Annotated in this window: 18 protein-coding genes; 1 reads left to right on the plus strand and 17 read right to left on the minus strand. The window is 53.5% G+C overall.

Features of this window, described 5'->3' with window-relative positions; all coding sequences use genetic code 11:
• Positions 1-350: 350 nt before the first annotated feature.
• The 17 genes from FPZ45_RS05155 to FPZ45_RS05235 all read right to left on the minus strand — a co-directional run bounded on the left by FPZ45_RS05155 (position 351) and on the right by FPZ45_RS05235 (position 17,247).
• Positions 351-1,451, minus strand: a complete 1,101-nt coding sequence (locus FPZ45_RS05155) for a toxic anion resistance protein (protein WP_144699087.1) — start codon at positions 1,449-1,451, stop codon at positions 351-353.
• 20 nt (positions 1,452-1,471) lie between these two features.
• A complete protein-coding gene (locus tag FPZ45_RS05160; protein ID WP_144699089.1) occupies positions 1,472-2,170 on the minus strand; it encodes a hypothetical protein in 699 nt (232 codons plus the stop codon).
• 77 nt (positions 2,171-2,247) lie between these two features.
• Positions 2,248-3,219 carry an ATP-grasp domain-containing protein gene (locus tag FPZ45_RS05165; RefSeq protein ID WP_186438240.1) on the minus strand — a complete coding sequence of 324 codons (972 nt, stop codon included), beginning with the start codon at positions 3,217-3,219 and terminating at the stop codon, positions 2,248-2,250.
• 47 nt (positions 3,220-3,266) lie between these two features.
• On the minus strand, positions 3,267-4,073 hold the full coding sequence (locus FPZ45_RS05170; protein ID WP_144699093.1) for an HAD family hydrolase: 807 nt from the start codon (positions 4,071-4,073) through the stop codon (positions 3,267-3,269).
• 3 nt (positions 4,074-4,076) lie between these two features.
• Complete coding sequence (locus tag FPZ45_RS05175; RefSeq protein WP_144699095.1) at positions 4,077-5,210, minus strand: cysteine protease StiP family protein; 1,134 nt, start codon at positions 5,208-5,210, stop codon at positions 4,077-4,079.
• Complete coding sequence (locus FPZ45_RS05180; RefSeq protein WP_246120327.1) at positions 5,207-6,622, minus strand: phosphoribosyltransferase family protein; 1,416 nt, start codon at positions 6,620-6,622, stop codon at positions 5,207-5,209. Before FPZ45_RS05180 ends, FPZ45_RS05175 begins: the two co-directional genes overlap by 4 nt.
• Positions 6,561-7,769, minus strand: a complete 1,209-nt coding sequence (locus tag FPZ45_RS05185) for an HpcH/HpaI aldolase/citrate lyase family protein (protein WP_144699097.1) — start codon at positions 7,767-7,769, stop codon at positions 6,561-6,563. The genes FPZ45_RS05180 and FPZ45_RS05185 overlap by 62 nt, the downstream gene beginning before the upstream one ends.
• A 120-nt stretch (positions 7,770-7,889) precedes the next feature.
• On the minus strand, positions 7,890-8,696 hold the full coding sequence (locus FPZ45_RS05190) for a TerC family protein (protein ID WP_222430760.1): 807 nt from the start codon (positions 8,694-8,696) through the stop codon (positions 7,890-7,892).
• 55 nt (positions 8,697-8,751) lie between these two features.
• Positions 8,752-9,333, minus strand: a complete 582-nt coding sequence (locus FPZ45_RS05195) for a TerD family protein (RefSeq protein ID WP_144699101.1) — start codon at positions 9,331-9,333, stop codon at positions 8,752-8,754.
• A gap of 13 nt (positions 9,334-9,346) precedes the next feature.
• On the minus strand, positions 9,347-9,925 hold the full coding sequence (locus tag FPZ45_RS05200; RefSeq protein WP_144699103.1) for a TerD family protein: 579 nt from the start codon (positions 9,923-9,925) through the stop codon (positions 9,347-9,349).
• Positions 9,926-10,004: 79 nt separating this feature from the next.
• Positions 10,005-10,580: a TerD family protein gene (locus tag FPZ45_RS05205; RefSeq protein ID WP_144699105.1), complete on the minus strand. Its 576-nt coding sequence runs from the start codon at positions 10,578-10,580 to the stop codon at positions 10,005-10,007.
• Between the two features lie 26 nt (positions 10,581-10,606).
• On the minus strand, positions 10,607-11,191 hold the full coding sequence (locus tag FPZ45_RS05210) for a TerD family protein (protein WP_144699107.1): 585 nt from the start codon (positions 11,189-11,191) through the stop codon (positions 10,607-10,609).
• A gap of 538 nt (positions 11,192-11,729) precedes the next feature.
• Positions 11,730-12,206: a C40 family peptidase gene (locus FPZ45_RS05215; protein WP_144699109.1), complete on the minus strand. Its 477-nt coding sequence runs from the start codon at positions 12,204-12,206 to the stop codon at positions 11,730-11,732.
• A gap of 209 nt (positions 12,207-12,415) precedes the next feature.
• A complete protein-coding gene (locus FPZ45_RS05220; protein ID WP_144699111.1) occupies positions 12,416-13,384 on the minus strand; it encodes a cation diffusion facilitator family transporter in 969 nt (322 codons plus the stop codon).
• 506 nt (positions 13,385-13,890) lie between these two features.
• The gene (locus FPZ45_RS05225; protein WP_144699113.1) at positions 13,891-14,781 is read right to left on the minus strand and encodes an ROK family protein; all 891 of its coding nucleotides are present in this window, start codon (positions 14,779-14,781) and stop codon (positions 13,891-13,893) included.
• Between the two features lie 23 nt (positions 14,782-14,804).
• Entirely contained in the window at positions 14,805-16,208 is a 1,404-nt protein-coding gene (thrC, locus tag FPZ45_RS05230) for a threonine synthase (protein WP_144699115.1), read from the minus strand.
• 91 nt (positions 16,209-16,299) lie between these two features.
• Positions 16,300-17,247 carry a TRM11 family SAM-dependent methyltransferase gene (locus tag FPZ45_RS05235; RefSeq protein ID WP_144699117.1) on the minus strand — a complete coding sequence of 316 codons (948 nt, stop codon included), beginning with the start codon at positions 17,245-17,247 and terminating at the stop codon, positions 16,300-16,302.
• 169 nt (positions 17,248-17,416) lie between these two features.
• On the opposite strand from FPZ45_RS05235, the gene FPZ45_RS05240 reads away from it, so the two are divergent.
• On the plus strand, positions 17,417-18,247 hold the full coding sequence (locus FPZ45_RS05240; protein WP_144699119.1) for a sugar phosphate isomerase/epimerase family protein: 831 nt from the start codon (positions 17,417-17,419) through the stop codon (positions 18,245-18,247).
• Positions 18,248-18,252 lie beyond the last annotated feature (5 nt).

Consider the following 18,252-nt stretch of genomic DNA (forward strand, 5'->3'; position numbering starts at 1 on the left):
CGGGAGACGTTTGCAAGTCCATGTTGTATGCACGAAAAAAAAGCGGAAGAAAGAATCTCTTCCACCCGCCATTAAGAGGTTGCCTTATCCGTTATTCCTCGTTGAATTCCATGATCGATTCCGCTTTCTCATGGCTGGCGACCACGATTAGGACAACAATGGCTAGCGCCATCACCCACCCCATTATCATCACCTTCATCCCGTCAGAGAGATTGACTGTTTATCGATATTCACAGTCTATCCGGACGGTTGAAGGATTATGACGAGATTGGGCAAGAGGTTCGATGGAATAAAGAAGCCGTCGGCACCACGAAGGGTGCAGGCGGCTAGGTGTATCGAAACGATAGGGATTAGTCCAAAAAGCTGGTCACGCCGGGCTGTTGAATCGCGGGTTGGGCAGGCGCCGAACTCGTGCCCGGCTGCAAGCCGAGGCGTTGGCCCATCTGCTTGTTGATCTCTTGCAGACGCGTCGTTTGTTCGGTCGCGGAAGCGATAATCGTGCGGTTGGACTCTTCGCAGCGGGTAATCGCAGACGTCAGGTCGTTCATCGCCTGGTTGATCTGCTCCATCGACATCGCCGAGCGGGTCATCGCCTGCGTCGTCTTCTGCGTCGTCTCGTTCAGCATGCGCGCGTTCTCCGCGAACTGCTTGCCGAGCATGTCGTTCGTCGCGTTCACCGCGTCGATGACTTTCACCTGGTCTTCGAGCGCCGTCGCGATCATCGCGGACACCGTGATCAGATGCTGCGTCTTGTCGATCGTCGCATCGACGGAATCGATCAGCTTGTCGTTGTTGTCGTTAATGATATCCGAACCGGCGATCGCTTGCTGATAAAGCATGACCATCTCGGTCAGCGCCTGAATCCGGGTAACGACTTTGCGCAGGCCGCGCTCGAGCTGAGCTTTGCGGTTCTCGTTCTGCGGTTTGGCGATCTCTTGCTCGAACAGCGTCTTTAATTGGTTGCCCATCTCGATCCGCTGTTGAACGTTGTACATTTCCTGAAGGCACATTTGCTTCAGGTTGCGCATGTGCACGACGTTCTCTTCGAGCGTATCCTTACCGTTGCGTAGCGACGAGATAATCGATTGAACGTTCGTTCTGACCGACTGATACTTCATGATATAGTTCTTCATCGGCGTCTTGCGGAGAATTTTCTGCATCAACGACAGGTCCTTACTGCGATTCAGGTCGTCGACTTCGTTGCGCAGTTTCAAAATATTGCCCGCGATCTCCGAGCGTTTGCCGCTGAGCAGATCGTTGAGCGGCCGTTCCAGCAAGGTCAGGTTCGCCCCGGCCTTCTCCATCGTTTTCTGGCCCATTCTTCCGATTTCGTCCATCAAGGAATCCAGTTGCGTCGCGTCCGTCTGCGCGATGCGCTGAATCGTCGCCTGCGCTTCCTGTTGGACCCTTGCCACGTCCGATTCCTTAAGCAGAATAGCTTGCGTGCTCATGAGTGAATCCTCCCGTCAGATTAATTGCCTGCGCCATATCTTTGATGAATGAGCTCGGCCCTGTTCTTCAACTCGATAAGGTCCTTCTGCTCAATAAAGCTCGTATAAGTCGTAATCTGTTTGTCGATATCCCTGATACCGTTCAGCAGCAGCCGGCGATTCTGCCGCTTGGCTTCTCCGCTTAGATGGATAAACGGCGTAATCGCGCCATTCAGATCCTTCAGGACGAGCCGTTGGATCTTATGATTGATCTCCCCGTTGTTGAAAGCGACAAGCTGCGGGATGATCCGGTTTAATCTGACAAGCAGCGCCAACGTGCGCTGCACGATCTCGTTGTCGAGATTGTTCTTCTCTCCTTCGAGCAGCACCATGTCCTCGATCGTTCCGATATATTCCATCACCGTGTCCCATTCCGGTCCCAAGCTGCTCGCTGCCGAATGCACAGGGGCCCCCTGCGCTTGCGAGGCAGCCAAGGCTTCCGGCGGCTGCGGCTGCGACTGCGACTGCGGCGAGTCGACCCTCCGCTGCTCGGCGGTCGCTGCTTCTCTCTCCGCGGCCAGCTTGGCCACTTTGAGCTCGGCTTGATGAATGACCGAGCCGAGCATCGTCCCGAGAACGGGGAAGATGAACGCAACCGGGACAGGAAGAAATTTATACGATATCAGACCGGCGACATAACCAACGATTACGGAGGCAAGCCCCCATTTCGAACGAAGCAAGTGAGTACCTCCCGTCTTGTCTCATTGGTTTAAGTGTAGGGTTTTGCGCAGCTCTCGTCAATTTTTTATCCGAAGTTCTACGATTCTTTCATCAGTACCGGCAATTCAAGATAACTCGCCTTAATTCCCAATAGGGGAACCGGTTTGTCGAAGGGCTGGCCCAATATCGTCTTCACCGCAAGATAAGGCATGTTCACGCCGCTAAGACATGTAATATACAATCCGCCGGACATTCGCGGGTTAATCTCGAGCAGCTTCGGCACGCCTTTGTTCAGTTTCACCTGAATGTTGTACGCATACGGAATGCGGCAGCGCGCCGCGACTCTTGCGGCAATGGCGGCAAGCTCGGGATCGTCTTCCAGCTCATAGATTCTACCCGTCGATTTTCTTCTCGGAATGGCGACGATCAACTCCCCGTTTCCGTCCGCCAGGCAATCGATGCTAATCTCGTCTTCTTCGAGCAGTTCCATCACCATCAGCTTCGGAAACCGTTCGACCGAAGACAGGGCGCCGTAAGCCTGTTCGAAAGAAATAGACGAACCGACCCAGCCGTACAGATCCTTCAGAGCGTTCCTGTCGTTATCGATTACCCGAAACCCCATGCCGCCTTCGGAATTCGTCGGTTTGAAGCAGACTTTATGTCCACCCTCGATAAGCGCTTCGTAGGCATCCTTGAATTGACTCGCCGTCTCCGCGACGTAATACTCCGGAATCGGCACGACGTCTGTCCCTTGCAACGATTCATAGAACAGATCCTTCTCGATCATTCTCTCGAGCAGCGGAATATCGCGGCACACCATCACTTTCGTGCCGATCTCGTCGAAACGGCTTGCTTCCTTGGCGATCTCGAGCATCATCAGTCGGGGGATGAACACATCGATCCGGTTCCGCTTGCAGAAATCCACGGCGTAATCGACGTATTCGGTTCCTTGCAGAACCGGTTCCTTCTCTGCGTAGTCGCAGGCCTGAAGAGAGAGATGGCCGGGGTCCGGATGGCTCCCGTAACAAACGAAGTTCTCTCCGTCGGGATTATCGCGAATCATATTCATATAGTGATAGGCCGTAGAAAACCAGCGGTTAAAATAAATGTTCTTCGTCACGCCGTCCCCGCCTCCATCCGGTTCGTCAAAGTGGCTAAAATGTCTTCCGAGGCGCGTATTCCCTCGCTCCGCGTGAACCGGATTCGTTCGTGCTTTCCGCCGTATTTACGGAACAGTTCGCCGTGTCCGGGAGCCAGCGCTTCGTCGGCGATGAGCAGCATGCTCTCGTCCAGCAGGCTGTCGCCCGCGGCGAAGACGTACCGCGAACCGCTCAATTGCTTCACGTATTCTACGGCCGCTCCCTTGCTTACTGGATTCGGCACGAGATAGATTTTGCGGCCCTGCAAGGAGCAGTTCCAGCCATGTCCACCGATCTCTCTCGCCAATTCTTCCATGAACCCGCTCGGCAACAGTTCTCTCTTGACGACGAAAGCATAGAACAGTTCGTCGCATAACCGCTCCTTCATGACCCATTCTTCTTTGACAAGACGATCGAAGAAGGACCTGATCTCCGCGGACGAGGCCGATTCCTTCCGCACGGTTTGCCGTAGCAAGCGATCCCACTGCATGTCCGCGCGGCCGTCGACCAGCACTTTTCCTCCGTTGCTGACGATGGCGTAACGGCAGTGAATCCCGTCGGAGAATCCGTGGATTCTCGCGTACTGCTCATGCACCCTAGTCGTCGTCGGAACGAAGTGAAGCTCGCGGCTTAACCGTTGCAGCAGACGATGGGCGGATCGGGTCATGTAGGATAGATCCTCTCCCTCGTATTTCTCGACCGGCACAAGCTCGTCCGATTCCGTCGCTCCCATCGAATTGCGGGAGTAGATTAGCGTCCGGTCCAAATCGCAAGCAAAGATCAAAGCTTAGTCCTCCCTAAGCGGCTTAATGATTCCGCAGCATGAATAGGTCAAATCGGGATACTCTTCGACGGGCACCCCGCGATCCGCCGCGAGCAGCAGAACGGGAGCCAGGTTCGGATTATTCCGGTCGTCGACGAGTATCCTCCAAGGCACTCTGCGCAGCAAGACGCGGGTCGTCTCGCCGACACCGGGCTTGACGAGGTTGATGTCGCCGATCCGGTAATCGCTTTGGATGTTGCGGATATCCCGCTCGCCTTGCCATGTGACGACATCCGTATCCGTGTTGAGCAGCTCGGAAGCCTGCGCCTTTGCCGCTTCTCTGACGGAAGCAAAATGCCGCTCGATCGCGTCGACATATTCGTTCGACAGATCGTCGTCTGCCAGCTCCCGGTAATATTTCGCCCCGTGGAAGTCCTCCGGTCCGATCAGATCGTCCCGAAGCACCGTCCGGCTGACCAAGCCCGACACCGTCGAATTCAGGCACGCGCTCGGGATAAGGAAGTCCTCGCGCGTGCCGTAAGTGGCCGAGCAGCAGCCCGGATCGGCCAGCACCGCCAGATCGTCGTTCAAGCGAATGCCGTACTTCCGCTCGAAAGCCTCGCAGGCTTCGATCAGCACTTTGCGAATGGCTCCCTTGCCCGTCCAACCGTCGATGAATTGAATCTCTTCCCCCGGATGGCGGCGCAAAATGTATTTAAGGGCGTTCTCGTCGATGCCTTTGCCCCGGATGATCGAGATGCTGTAATGAGGAAGCGCTATGCCATAGTAGGCCTCTATGTAGCGCTTGATGAGAACGCCGATCGGCGTTCCCGCCCGTGCCAAGGAGACGAGAACCGTAGCGGTTCCCCGCTTGGCGATGATCTGCTCCGATACGACCGCAACCGCCTCCGCGACTTTCATCGCCGATCGACTTAGCGTCTCATGATAGAGCTGGATATAATCTTCCGATGGCCGATACTCAATCGGCAGCATTTCCGAGTAGTGGGTTCCGGATTGGATCGCCTCTTCCCGGTCTTCCGTGTCTCTTTCCAATGAAACATGGCTTAAATCCTTTAATAAGAAAACGACATCCTCGGGCTTGTAGCTCCCCATAGGGGACGGCTCCGCGAGGTTGCCATCGAATATTGACGCCTTCATTCCGTGACCCTCCGTTCGTTCTGCTTGCCGAAGAAGACCAAGTGCACGATCGGGATTCCGATCCGGGCGAGCTCCCGTTCGAAAGACTCCCCGTTCTTCAGGTCGTACTCCCGTTCGACGAAAACAAAAATCTCGTCGTACTGACCGGGATGGATATTATACATATAATTCGCGACGTCCTCTCCGTCAACCGAATCATAACGATATGCAGAGGAGACGGCATACTCTTCCTTGCGCAACGGATGAATCGGACTGCGCGTCGTTGACTGGATATACGTCCCATCACCCATAAGCTCGGCGATTCTCATCGGGATGTACATGAATTCTCCCGTTCCGAGACATAGAATCCGTTCTCCCGACCTTCGGGAGAGCAGATATTCGGCCGCCGAACCGAGTTCCCGGTCCAGCTCCTCGCCGTTCCGCGCGTTCATACCGAACCGCCCCGTGTGCATTAAATACGGTACGGATCGCTCCTCGTCCGCGTAGCCTTCGCCTTCCGTGTCCAGATGCGCGAAGAACGACGAGATGTCATGGCGGTTAATATGGACGGAGCTCTGTGTACCGAACTCCCGTCCAGCGCCCGCCCGTTCCTCCAAGGGACTCCCGTTCACGGAGATCGAGCCTTCGACGAGCGCCAAGCAGCGGATGCGAACGCCCAGCTCGTTCTCTAACTCGACGAACCGCTTCCTATCCGCTTGAGAACGCCAATCCAGCAAGCTCGCCACGACGTAATCGGTTTTGCCGAATTTGCCGTGCAGCTCGCGAATGATATTCAGAGCGGTCTTTCCCGTCGTAATCTCGTCGTCTACGAGCACGATCTTGGAAGCGCCGCGGAAGATTCCGGGATCGCGGACATAGCAGCGGTGCGCAACCGCATGGGAATGCTCCTCTTCGAAATCGATCTCCGAAACAAGATCGTCGATCCGTTCGCGGGTCGTGTGCATGAACGTGACGTTGCCCTCGAACGCGTCGAACACGCTATGCCCGAGTGCGGTCGCCGTCTCCGCAAAACCGATGAAGAGCGTCGGTTCGTCGAGGTGGATTTTCCGCTCCATTAGCTTCCGATAGAGAAGATCCGCCTGCTCCTCGCTCTCGAAGGCAAGACGAACTTCCTCTGCGGATGCGGCATTGCGAAGCCCGAGCTCCCGCTCCGCGTATAGGCAGCCGAGCAATGCTCCCGCTCCGAGTGATAGCGACGGACGGACGGGAATATGCTTCCCCAGCAGCTTGCTGACGAAGAGGAAGCCTCGTTTCTTGTTGATCCGAGCCGCCATCTGAAACAGATCATCGAGCTTGAGCCGGTACGGGTTCGCGGTCACGCTTACCCCGACTTCCAAGCCGTCGACGATATTATACAAGCGCTCCCGTTCGTTCGGGTTCGGCGAGCAGGCTGGTGAAGTTATGTTTTTCATGTAGCACCCCGAAAATCTTTGATCGGTTCAAAATCCGTCTGGACCAGTTCATATGCGGCTTAATCTCGTTCATCTTGTTCTCATACCGGCTTTTCATGACACCGAAGTCGCCATGGCTGTTCTCGATGATGCTGATCGCGTCGATATATTCTTCGTGCGTGACGACATATAAAGACTGAACCGGCTGAAGATGGGACGGATGAATGATCGTCTTGCCGACGATGCCGTTTTCCTTATCGTAAGAGACCTCGCGGAGCAAGCCGTCCACGGAGCCGTCGAGATAAGACATGCGCAGCCTCAGCCCGTCTTTGCCCATCATTTCCTGGAATGGAGTCATTCTAAGCTGCGGCTTTAACACGCGATCGCTCCTGAAATACTCCCAGACGGGACCGGAGATGACGAAACGGCTTTCTTCCCTGCCGAAAATATTGATGATGTCCGTCACGCAATCCCGGATCACGCCGATATCGTAGATCGTCATGTCGGGATTGCGCCTAAGACCGAAAATGCTCGAAAAGTCGGTCGCGCCGATTCGCACGTTGAGCACGTAAGGCCGATATCTCAACAATAGCTGCCGAATTCCTAACAATGCAGATAGCCGGCTCTCCCGGTAAATCACGTCGGGCGTTTCTAGAATCGGCATTCCGTACAGAATCGGCTCTTCCGGTCCGGCCTCTTGATTATGAGCCTCCAGCATTCGGAAGTACGCTTCTCCGGACTCCGCCGTGAACTTCGGAAAAGCAAATCCAGTCAACAGATTCAGACGCCCTTCCAGCAACCGAAGCAGCTTCTCGAACTGCTGGACGGACCGAACGCGAACGAAGATGAGCGGCAGCGAAGGCGGATACAGCCGCCCGCTATCCAAATAAGTCTGGAGCTTGTCCAACGTCTCACGAAGATTCTGCTCCGCGAGATGAACCTGATTGTCCGCGACTGCATCTTCAAGATCGATGACGAGAGAGACGAGTCCTTTGATCTTCCTGTTCATGATGTTTTCAGCGATCGCCGGTCTGGTCGCCGGCATGTATAGCGCCGCTCCTACCGCGTAAGCCAGTAATTCTTTATCGTCGCGATTGCTGAACTCCGTCGGACGATAATGGAAAATATCGTTCTCCTGCTCCGGGGTCAGATAGTCGAAATAACGCAAGCCTCTCACCCTCCTTAAAGCTGCAATACCTTCAAACAAATGACAAAAACAATTCTAAAAAATATCCCCCACGCAATGATGAGGGATATTTCCGATAGGACGCTACAACAGACGGATAGATTAGGAACGAGCCGAAGAATCGGCGGCAGCGGACTTCTTCTTGACGGAGCTGTAGATCATCGTGCCTACGAAGATCAAGATGAGGGTCGAGAAGAACCACGAATGCGGAACATCGAAGCCGAAAGCTCCGGCGATCATCTTCGCGCCGATGACGACAATAAGAATAAATGCCGCCTGCTCGAGCTCGGGGAACTTCTCGATCAGTTTCAGGAATACCTGAGCCACGCCGCGCATCATCAGCACGCCGAGTATGCCACCCAGGAACAACACCCACACTTCGTTGCTTACGCCGAATGCGGCGAGCACGCTGTCGATACTGAAGGCGATATCCATGATCTCGACGGCCAGCACCGTGCGCCAGAAGCCGAGCCCTTTATTTTCGATTTCCTGCTCTTCCTCGTCTGCCTTGCGGCGAATGTACGGAATGAGCGGAATTCCTCCGACTCGCAACATCGCGAACTCCAGATCGAATAGATTGCTAAGCGCGATCCAGAGCAGGTAAAGCCCTCCGGCCACTTTGATCCACGTTATCTTGACGAGATACGTCCCGATTCCGATCGCGAGAAAACGGAAAATATACGCGCCGATAATTCCGTAGAACAACGCTTTTTTCTGCTGGTCTTTCGGAAGGTGTCTGACCATGACCGCCAGCACTAGCGCGTTATCCGCGGACAACAGCCCTTCCAGAATAATCAGCGTGCCGATAATTCCCCATGTGGAAGGCTGGGATAAAATATCGCCAATATGCTCCCAATTGAAGAAACTTGCGAAATTATCTATGAAGCTATGAAAAAACTCTGCCATGATGGCCCCCTTGCCGATGTTGGCTCGATATAATCAATCCGTTTGCCGTAATTTTCTTTTACTTGGCGTCAAGCCCGTAGTTTTGGGCAAGCGCGGCCAATCCGCCCGAGAAGCCGGCGCCTACCGCTTGGAACTTCCAGTCTTCTCCGTGACGGTATAGCTCGCATACGACGACGGCCGTTTCCACCGAGAAGTCCTCGCCCAGATCGTAGCGCAGAATCTCGCTGCCTGTCTGCTCGTCCACCAAGCGGACGAAAGCGTTCGAGACTTGTCCGAAGTTCTGGTTGCGGGATTGCGCATCATGGATCGTGACGGTGATGCCGATGCGTTGAATCGCGCCCGGAATTTTCGTGAAGTCGATCTTGATTTGCTCGTCGTCGCCTTCGCCTTGACCGTCCCGGTTATCTCCCGTATGAACGAGGGCACCGGAATACGCGGTCAGATTGTTGTAGAACACGAAATCTTCGATTCCGTTCGCTTTGCCGTTCTCATGAAGCAAGAATGCCGATGCATCCAGGTCGAAATCGTCTCCGCCCGTATACTTGTTCGTATCCCAACCGAGGCCGATAATCGCTTTCTGCAGTCCGGGATTGGTTTTCGTCAAATCGATTCTTTGTCCTTTGGCTAAGCTAATCGTCATTTCGATACGCCTCCTATACTTGAATTCCGAAGTCCCGGCACAAGCCAGCCAGCCCATCGCGATAACCGCTGCCTACGGCGCTGAATTTCCATTCCCCGTTATGACGGTACAACTCGGCCACAACAACCGCCGTCTCGATCGAGAAGTCTTCCCCGAGATCGTAACGGATAAGTTCTTCGTTTGTGACGTCGTTCACGACTCGCACGAAAGAGTTGGCAACTTGACCGAAATTCTGATTGCGGGCAGCGGCATCGTGGATCGTGATGCAGAACGCAATCTTCTCGACTTCCGAAGGAACTTGTCCCAATTCGATCGTCAGAAATTCGTCGTCGCCTTCTCCTTCGCCGGTCTGGTTGTCGCCCGACAAGCAGATCGAGCCGTTCGCGTTCAACCGGTTGTTGTAAAAAATAAAATCGCGCTCGGAGCTCGTCTTCCCCGATGCGTTCAAACAAAAGGCGGACGCATCCAAGTCGAAGGAGCTGCCCCCGTCGTACTTGTTCGTATCCCAACCCAAGCCGACCTTCACTTTCGTCAATCCCGGATTGGATTTGGTTAGATCGACCTTTTGGCCTTTCGATAAATTCACGGCCATCCTGAAAACCTCCTTCTCACGCAAAGAGGAACCGCAACTACTGAACGGCGGTCCCTCGACGCTAAGGGTTAACTTCCGGTTACATCAAACCGTAATCTTTGCACAAGCCGGCCAAGCCGTCTTTATAGCCGCTGCCGATCGCGTTGAACTTCCATTCTCCGCTATGGCGATACAATTCGCCGACAACGACAGCCGTCTCGACGGAGAAGTCTTCTCCCAGGTCGTAACGGATCAGTTCCGCACCTGTCTCCTCGTTCACGATACGCACGAACGCGTTCGTCACTTGCCCGAAGTTCTGACCTCTCTCGACCGCTTCGTGAATCGTGATACAGAACGCGACCTTCTCAACTTCAGCCGGGATGTTGGACAAGTTGACTTTAACCATTTCGTCGTCTCCGTCGCCTTCGCCCGTCAAGTTATCGCCCGTATGCACGATGGAGCCGTTGGTGTTTTGCAGATTGTTATAGAAGATAAAATCTTTCTCGGAAGCGGCCTTGCCCGCTCCGTTCAGGCAAAATACGGAAGCGTCCAAGTCGAAATCTTTGCCTCCGTCGTATTTGTTCGTGTCCCAGCCAAGTCCTACCAACACTTTCGTAAGGCCGGGGTTCGTTTTCGTAAGATCGATTTTCTGTCCTTTGGATAAGCTGATAGACATGTTCATTCCCTCTTTCGGTTAGTGTTTTATACGTATTGGCGGGCTAGCAGATCGATATGCGGCGAGAACGTTCCTTCGCCGATCGCGTTAAACTTCCATTCCCCGTTATAGCGATAGATTTCTCCGACAATCAGCGCGGTTTTGCCGGCATAATTATCCGTCAGGCTAAATCGAACCATCTCCTGATTATTAGAGCGGTTCACGACTCGAATGTATGCGGAAGAGATCATACCAAAGTCCTGCTTGCGATTCACGCAGTCGTAGATGTTCACGACGACAAGTATCCGGTGGATATTCGCAGGAACGCGGTCAAGATCGATATGGATCTTCTCGTCGTCGCCTTCGCCTTCGCCCGTGCGGTTGTCTCCGGAGTGAATAACCGATCCGTCGGGGCTTTTCAGGTTATGGAAGCAGACGAGATTTTTCCCGGTCAGTTTACCGTTCTCGTCGAGCAGCAAAGCCGATGCGTCGCAATCAATATCCACTTTCTTGGAGCTGAAAAAGCCTCTTTTCGTAACGGGATCCCATCCGAGGCCTACGGTAATTTTGCTAAGTCCGGCGTTTCCCTTCGTGAGATCGATTTTTTGTCCTTTAACTAGCGAAATCGTCATGTCTAGCAGGGTCTCCCTTCGGCATCGTGCTTTTTGATATAAATATTTACGACCGAAAAAAAGAAACGTTTCAGCCTACTCAAATTATAATCCAAAATCGGACAGCTTTCGATATGCAAAACCTAAAGATCCCGTAAATTCTGGGAATTGTTCCTTTCCTGAAACCTTATCTGCGGATTTAGCGTCAGTAGTTTTGTCGAATTCGCACAATCCAATCTCAACGTTCGTCGACAACGGCGAAATTCTGAAGATCGATGATAAGTAGATGTCTTCCGAAAGCCGGAGGGATAGGCCGATGACTCTTACGGACTTTAGAGACGTTATTTGCCGGTTTATCCCCCGCAGGCTGATCTAACGGACCCCAGCGTCGTTATTCTCTCTACAAGTATCGATTTGCACGCAATTTCGATCAAATAGCGGCATCTGGGTCCGTTAGGATCTCCCGAACGATCATCATGATCAGCACATCGTCCAGGTACTGCAACATCGCTAAAGCGAAAGAGCCCTTCCGTCGGAAGAGCTCTGTTGTATGACGGCGTTACAGTACTCGGCGCGCCGTTACATATGCCTTTGTCCAATAGCTCGAGTTCATGTTCGATAACGTGACTCCTTGGCTGCTGCTCGCGTGCAGGATCTTGCTGTTGCCGGCGTAGATTGCGACGTGACTGATTCCGCCGCCTCCGGTTTTGAAGAAGACGAGATCCCCGACGCTCAGATACGCTTTATCGACTTTTTCGCCTACGTTGGCTTGAGATGACGAAGTTCGCGGCAATTTGACTCCGGATTCCTGGAATATGTATTGCACGAACGAAGAACAATCAAAAGTGTTGGTGACTCCAGCTGCGGCGCCGAATTGGTAAGGAGTTCCGATAAAGTCCTTGCCGAAAGAAAGAAGATCTAAAGATTCGGGCGTAGCGGCGGACGCTTTCGACGGCGAACCGATCATCGCACCGAACAATCCCGTTACCGCAATCCCGCAAGCTAATGCTATTTTTATCGTAAGTTTCTTGTACATGTACCGTAAATCCTCCGGTTTCTCTGGTTGCAAACAAACCATCGTTGTCGGAGTTTAATATAACACAACTATTTTTACCGATATTTTTCCAAGGAGAAGATAAACCCAATCATTAAGGCGCTTCCACCGCTTTCTTAAAAAAAGGTTAGAAAATGCTCATTTTTATACATCCTCTTCTCCTTGGGGGTAGGTCGACTACGATTTCACCGCTATACCTTTAGCTCAGAATGACGGATCGCCGGACTTTCGATCTGGATCGTCGCGTGCTGAATTTTGAATTCGTCCTCGATCAACTTGATCGCCTGCTGAAGAATCGCTTGATGATCCGCTTTGTCTTCGATCAGAAGATGACAGCTCAAAGAGTCGAGCCCGGAGGTAATCGTCCAGATATGCAGATCGTGTACGTCGACGACTCCTTCGATTCTGATTAGCGTCGATATGACCGCATCCTGGTCGACCGTCATCGGCGTTCCTTCCATCAGAATGTGAACGGTATGCTTAATTACTCCCCACGCGCTTCTTAATATCAACAAAGATACGAGCACGCTGATGATCGGGTCCGCGATATACCAACCGAACGCAAGCATAAGGAGACCGGCCGCGATCGCCCCGACCGACCCGAGCGCATCTCCGAGCACATGGAGGTAGGCGCTTCTGAGATTGAGATTGTTTTTGACGTCGCCTTTGCGAATAAGGGCAAGGGCGCTCAGCAAATTCGCGATCAATCCGACCGTAGCGATGAGGATCATTGACAGGCTGGATACTTCCGGGGGCGAGGAGAATCTATGTAACGCCTCCCGCATAATGAATCCCGCGATCACGAATAACGTGACGCCATTAAACAAAGCCGCCAAAATCTCGAAACGATAGAAGCCGTACGTCTTATTCGGCGAAGCCGGTCTGGCGGCAAACCAGAAAGCGACTAAGCTAAGCGCAAGCGAGCTTGCATCGCTCAACATATGGCCGGAGTCCGACAGCAGGGCGAGACTGTTCGTCAGAAGGCCTCCGGCGAATTCAAGAACCATGATTCCCGCCGTAATGACCAGGGCAATCGTTAAGCCCTTCTTGTTCCCCGCGCGATTGGAATCGTGGTGATTGTGTCCACCTAATCCATGATGGTGATGATCATGACCGTGGCTATGACCGTGGCTATGGCCGTGTGCATGGTTGTGATTCATCTTTATCCCCCATTTCTATAACATATGAATATGTGTTCATATGTTATAATGTTTAATTTAATGGGAATTGTCAATAGTATCTCCATCTTCAACTAGCAAATTTCGGTTTCGCCCGACTGCAGCTGCACGATGCCCCGTTACCCGTCGTCTAATTCGGTTCCGCCTGACTACAGACGCAAGTTGCCCATTTCCCGACTTCTAACTCGGTTTCGCCTGACTACAGACGCACGATGCCCCGTTCCCCGCCTTCTAATTCGGTTTCGCCTGACTACAGACGCACGATGCCCCACTTCCCGACTTCTAACACGATTTCGCCTGACTACAGACGCACGTTACCCCTTTTCCCGCCTTCTAACTCGGTTTCACCTGAATACAGCCTACAAGCTATCCACCTCATCAACATAAAAAAGAAGTTACTTCTGACGGTTCGAAAAGAACCTTCAGAAATAACCTCTCTCCTTACTCGGCCGCCCCCACTGCCGGGAGGCGAAGCTTCGCACTATCTCTTACCGCTGCTGCGACTCTTCGTACGCGCGCAGGCCCAAAGCGATCGAGCCGCACAAGCCGGCGTTGTCCCCGAGACCTGGAGGCACGATATAATTGTCGATACCGCCTTCTTCCAATGCAGAAGAAGCTACGTATCCTTTTAACCCGTTCCGCACATGATCGCGGATAAGCGGAAACAGCTGCATCTGGTGCATGACGCCGCCGCCAAGAATGATTTTCTTCGGAGACAGCAGCAAAATCGCGCTAATAAGCGCCTCTCCGATGTAGAAGGCTTCCATCTCCCAAGCCGGATGGTCGACCGGCAGCTCGCTGCCCTTGACCTTCCATCTTGCTTCGATGGCTGGTCCCGCGGCCATGCCTTCCAGGCAATCGCCATGGTAAGGGCATTTGCCGCCGTAAGTATCGTCTGGATGGCGGCGTGTCAACACATGTCCGCCTTCCGGGTGCACGAGCCCGTGCACCATCCGGCCTTCGGCGTAGACGCCGACGCCTACTCCCGTGCCGATCGTATAATACAGGCAGCTATCCGAGCCCTGAGCCGCGCCCCAAGTCGCTTCGCCGAGCGCCGCCGCGTTAACGTCCGTATCCCAGCCGATCGGAACGTCTATCGACTTCTTCAATTCCGTAAGAACGGGAAAGTTCGACCAGCCCGGCTTCGGTGTCGTAGTGACATTGCCATACTGCGGGCTGGAACGATCGATATTGATCGGACCGAACGATCCGATGCCGAGCGACTCGATCTGCTTGTCCCGGAAATACTCGACGACTTGCGCGAGCGTCTTCTCAGGCTGCTCCGTCGGAAAACTGATCCTTTCGAACACTTCCCCTTTTTCATTGCCGATTCCGCATACGAACTTCGTACCTCCGGCCTCAACTGCGCCTATAATCAATGTAGCTCCCCCTCTAGATGCTTTTATTGGCTTACGCGATAAAAATCGACCAACCGCTCCGCGATCTCTTCTTTCGAATTATCAACGATAACTTGCCGCTGGGGCTTATCGAACAGCTCGGATATTCTCTCCGGGAACTTCTGCTCGATTCCGATCAGGCGGATCGCTTCGTCGAACTTAGCCGGATGGGCCGTCGCAAGAGAGACGAACGCGCCTTCGCTCTTGTCGCCCGCGCGCTCATAAGCCGCAACTCCGCACGCCGAATGAGGGTCCAGCAAATAGCCGTACTGCTCATCGTATTTGCGGATCGTTGCCAGACACTCTTCGTTCCCGACGCTGTGCGCGGTCAGATCCCGCTGAATGCGGGCGACTTCTTCCGCATCGAACGTCAATTGGCCTTCCGCTTTGAATCGTTCCATGCGCGCCGACACTTCGGCTGCATTCTCTCCGCAGAAATAATACAAGTAGCGCTCGAAATTGCTCGCGATCTGAATGTCCATCGACGGGCTGTGCGTGCTGCGGAAACCTTCCGGCTTGTACACGCCCTCGCGGATGAACCGCTCGAGAATATTGTTTTCGTTCGTTGCCAGGACGAGCTGACGGATCGGGACACCCATTTTCTTAGCCAGATACCCGGAGAAAATATTGCCGAAGTTGCCCGTAGGAACGCTGACGTTCACGCCGCTGGCGCGAGCGGTTTCCGGCAATTGCAAATACGCGTAAAAATAATAGACCGACTGCGCCAATATGCGCACGAAGTTAATGGAATTGATCGCGCGAAGGTGGTACTTCGTCTTAAACGGTACGTCCGCGAACAGCTCTTTGATGATCTGTTGGCAATCGTCGAAGTTCCCGTTTACCGACAAGTTTAGCACGTTCTCGTCTTGCACTGTCGTCATCTGCAGCTCTTGCACACGGCTGACTTTACCATTTGGATGCAGAATGCAGATCTGGATGCCCTCTTTGCCGCGGACGCTGCTGATCGCCGAAGCTCCCGTATCTCCGGAAGTCGCTCCCAGAATGTTGATGACTTCATTCCTTTTTTTCGCGACATACGCGTATAGATTGCCCATGAACTGCAGAGCAACGTCCTTAAACGCGAACGTCGGCCCGTGGAACAGCTCCATTACGCTTAATCCGTCATGGATTCTCGTCAGAGGCAATACGTCCGGGCTTGTGAAGCCCGCATAACTGTCCTCGACCAGCTTCCGCAAGTCTTCTTCCGGAATTTCGCCGTTCGTATATAAGGAGAAAACTTGGAGCATGAGTTCCTGGAAAGACAGGCCGGACCATGCCTTTAGTTGTTCCGCTCCTACGGTCGGAATCGTCTCGGGAACGATGAGTCCGCCATCCTCTCCCAGTCCCATCAGGAACATATCGATAAAGCCGATCGGCGCGACTTTCCCTCTCGTGCTTATATACTTCATTTTCGGTTCTCTCTCCTCGGCGAGTAATGTTCTGGTTTATATTCTTCATCCATTGTGGACGAAACCCGCTATAATTTCAATACATGCACCATTATTCGCATATAAGAACCTGCCGAACAAATTTCCCTTTGTTAACCGTGCAGCGATCCAAAATATCGAAGCCGGCCTCGGCGACGATGGAATCCAAATCTTCCAGCGTTACGACGACGATCCGATTCGCGAAAGCCCGGGCGCTTCGCAGCATTTCCAGCTTCTCGCGCGGCGAGAGAACAGAACAAAGATTGTAAGGCATGTCGATAACCGCAGCATCGTATTGGCCCGTGATTTCCCGCATATCGCCAAGCGTTACAGGGACCGAGCCGCCATAGCCGAAATGAGCCAAGTTCTCGCGCGCCCCGACCGCCGCAAGAGGATTCACGTCCCTTCCTTCGATCTCGATCCCCATCGATGCGGCCTCCACGAGCACAGTCCCGATGCCGCAGCAAGGATCTATCGCTCGTACGCCTTCGATACGAGGAACGGCAATATTGACGACCGCACGAGCTACCCGGGTGCTTAACGCCGTTGAATATTCTCTTGGCTTCTCTTTATGCTTGAGCCAGACAGCCTGCCCGCGAGCCAATTCCCCGAACAGCCAACGTCCGCCCATTCTCGCGAAACCGAATTCCCGATCCGGCGACCGCATCTCCGCCTTTCCGCGGAACCGATAACCGATTTCCCGTTCCATCGCCCTTTTACGGTCATAGTCGAACTTGCCGCCCTCCGCCGGATCGTCATGATCCAGCGCATGTACCTTAAAGGTCGCCCCGTTCAACTCGATGACTCCTACCCGATCAGCGATGTCCTCCAACCGATCTCCCTCGAATAAGACAGATAATCTCGATTTGATGAACGGACTTCGACTAGGATCGACCGCCGCCTTACTGCGCACTAACCGGTATTTAACATTGCTTTCTAATAGCGTTCGGGTCTCCAGCAGGCGCAACCCGCGTTCCTCGTCATTAGAAGCAAGCTCGTATACATAATCGTTCGCGATCATCGTATCCTCCGCTCGAAATGATCCCATCATTGTACAACGAGATCGGTTGCAAAAACAAAATACGAGACAATCTCGCCACAATACGCATTAGAAAAAATTGTATTTTTCCTCTACGCTTAGAGTAGATCGAACAATAGCCACACGTTCCGCGAAAGGAAGGTTCGCCCTCATGTCCTATATTTCCGTCAGCACTTGGAGCTTGCACCGTATGCTCGGTCCCCTTCGTTGGACTTACTGGGACGCCGACAGCACAACCCATCGCACTCACGTCGAGGATCAGCCTCAGACACACTCCTTGCTGGATCTGCCCGGGGAAGCCGCCCGAAGAGGGTATCGCGCGATCGAAGTATGCCACTTTCACTTCCCTTCGACGGACACAACCTATCTGCAAGATCTTCGCCGGTCGTTCGATACGTCCGGGATCGGTTTCGACACGCTGCTGCTCGATTACGGCGACCTGACGGCTGCCGACGAGACTAGAAGAAACGCGGACATCCGATTATTTCGCGACTGGATCGGAATCGCTGCCCAATGCGGAGCCAATCGTATTCGCCTTGTCGCGGGAGAAGCGTCGCCGACGGACGAACAAGCGATCCGACGATCGGCCGCGGCGCTGTCGGAGCTGGCCGAATATGCGGGGATTCTCGGCGTACGCGTTGTAACCGAGAACTTCAAACCGATGACCTCCACCGGCGAAAGCTGCCTCAAGCTGCTTGACTCCGCGGGGAGCGGCGTTGGGATGATTACCGACTTCGGCAATTTTCATGGCGATGCCAAATACGCCGAGATTGCGCAAATCGCGCCCATAAGCTCGTCTATTCACGCCAAACCCGCCTATGACGATAAGGGTAATCCCGATGAAGAGGAATTCGCTCGTTGCCTTGAAGCCATGCCTTCCGATTACGACGGCGCATACGTCCTCATCTACGACGGTCCCGGAGATATGTGGGAAGGCCTCGAACGGGTGAAAAAACTCGTAGAATCCCATATCAGGCAATGAAAGCC

Origin of the sequence: Cohnella terricola, from assembly GCF_007786475.1 — a bacterium.
Classification (GTDB): domain Bacteria; phylum Bacillota; class Bacilli; order Paenibacillales; family Paenibacillaceae; genus Cohnella; species Cohnella terricola.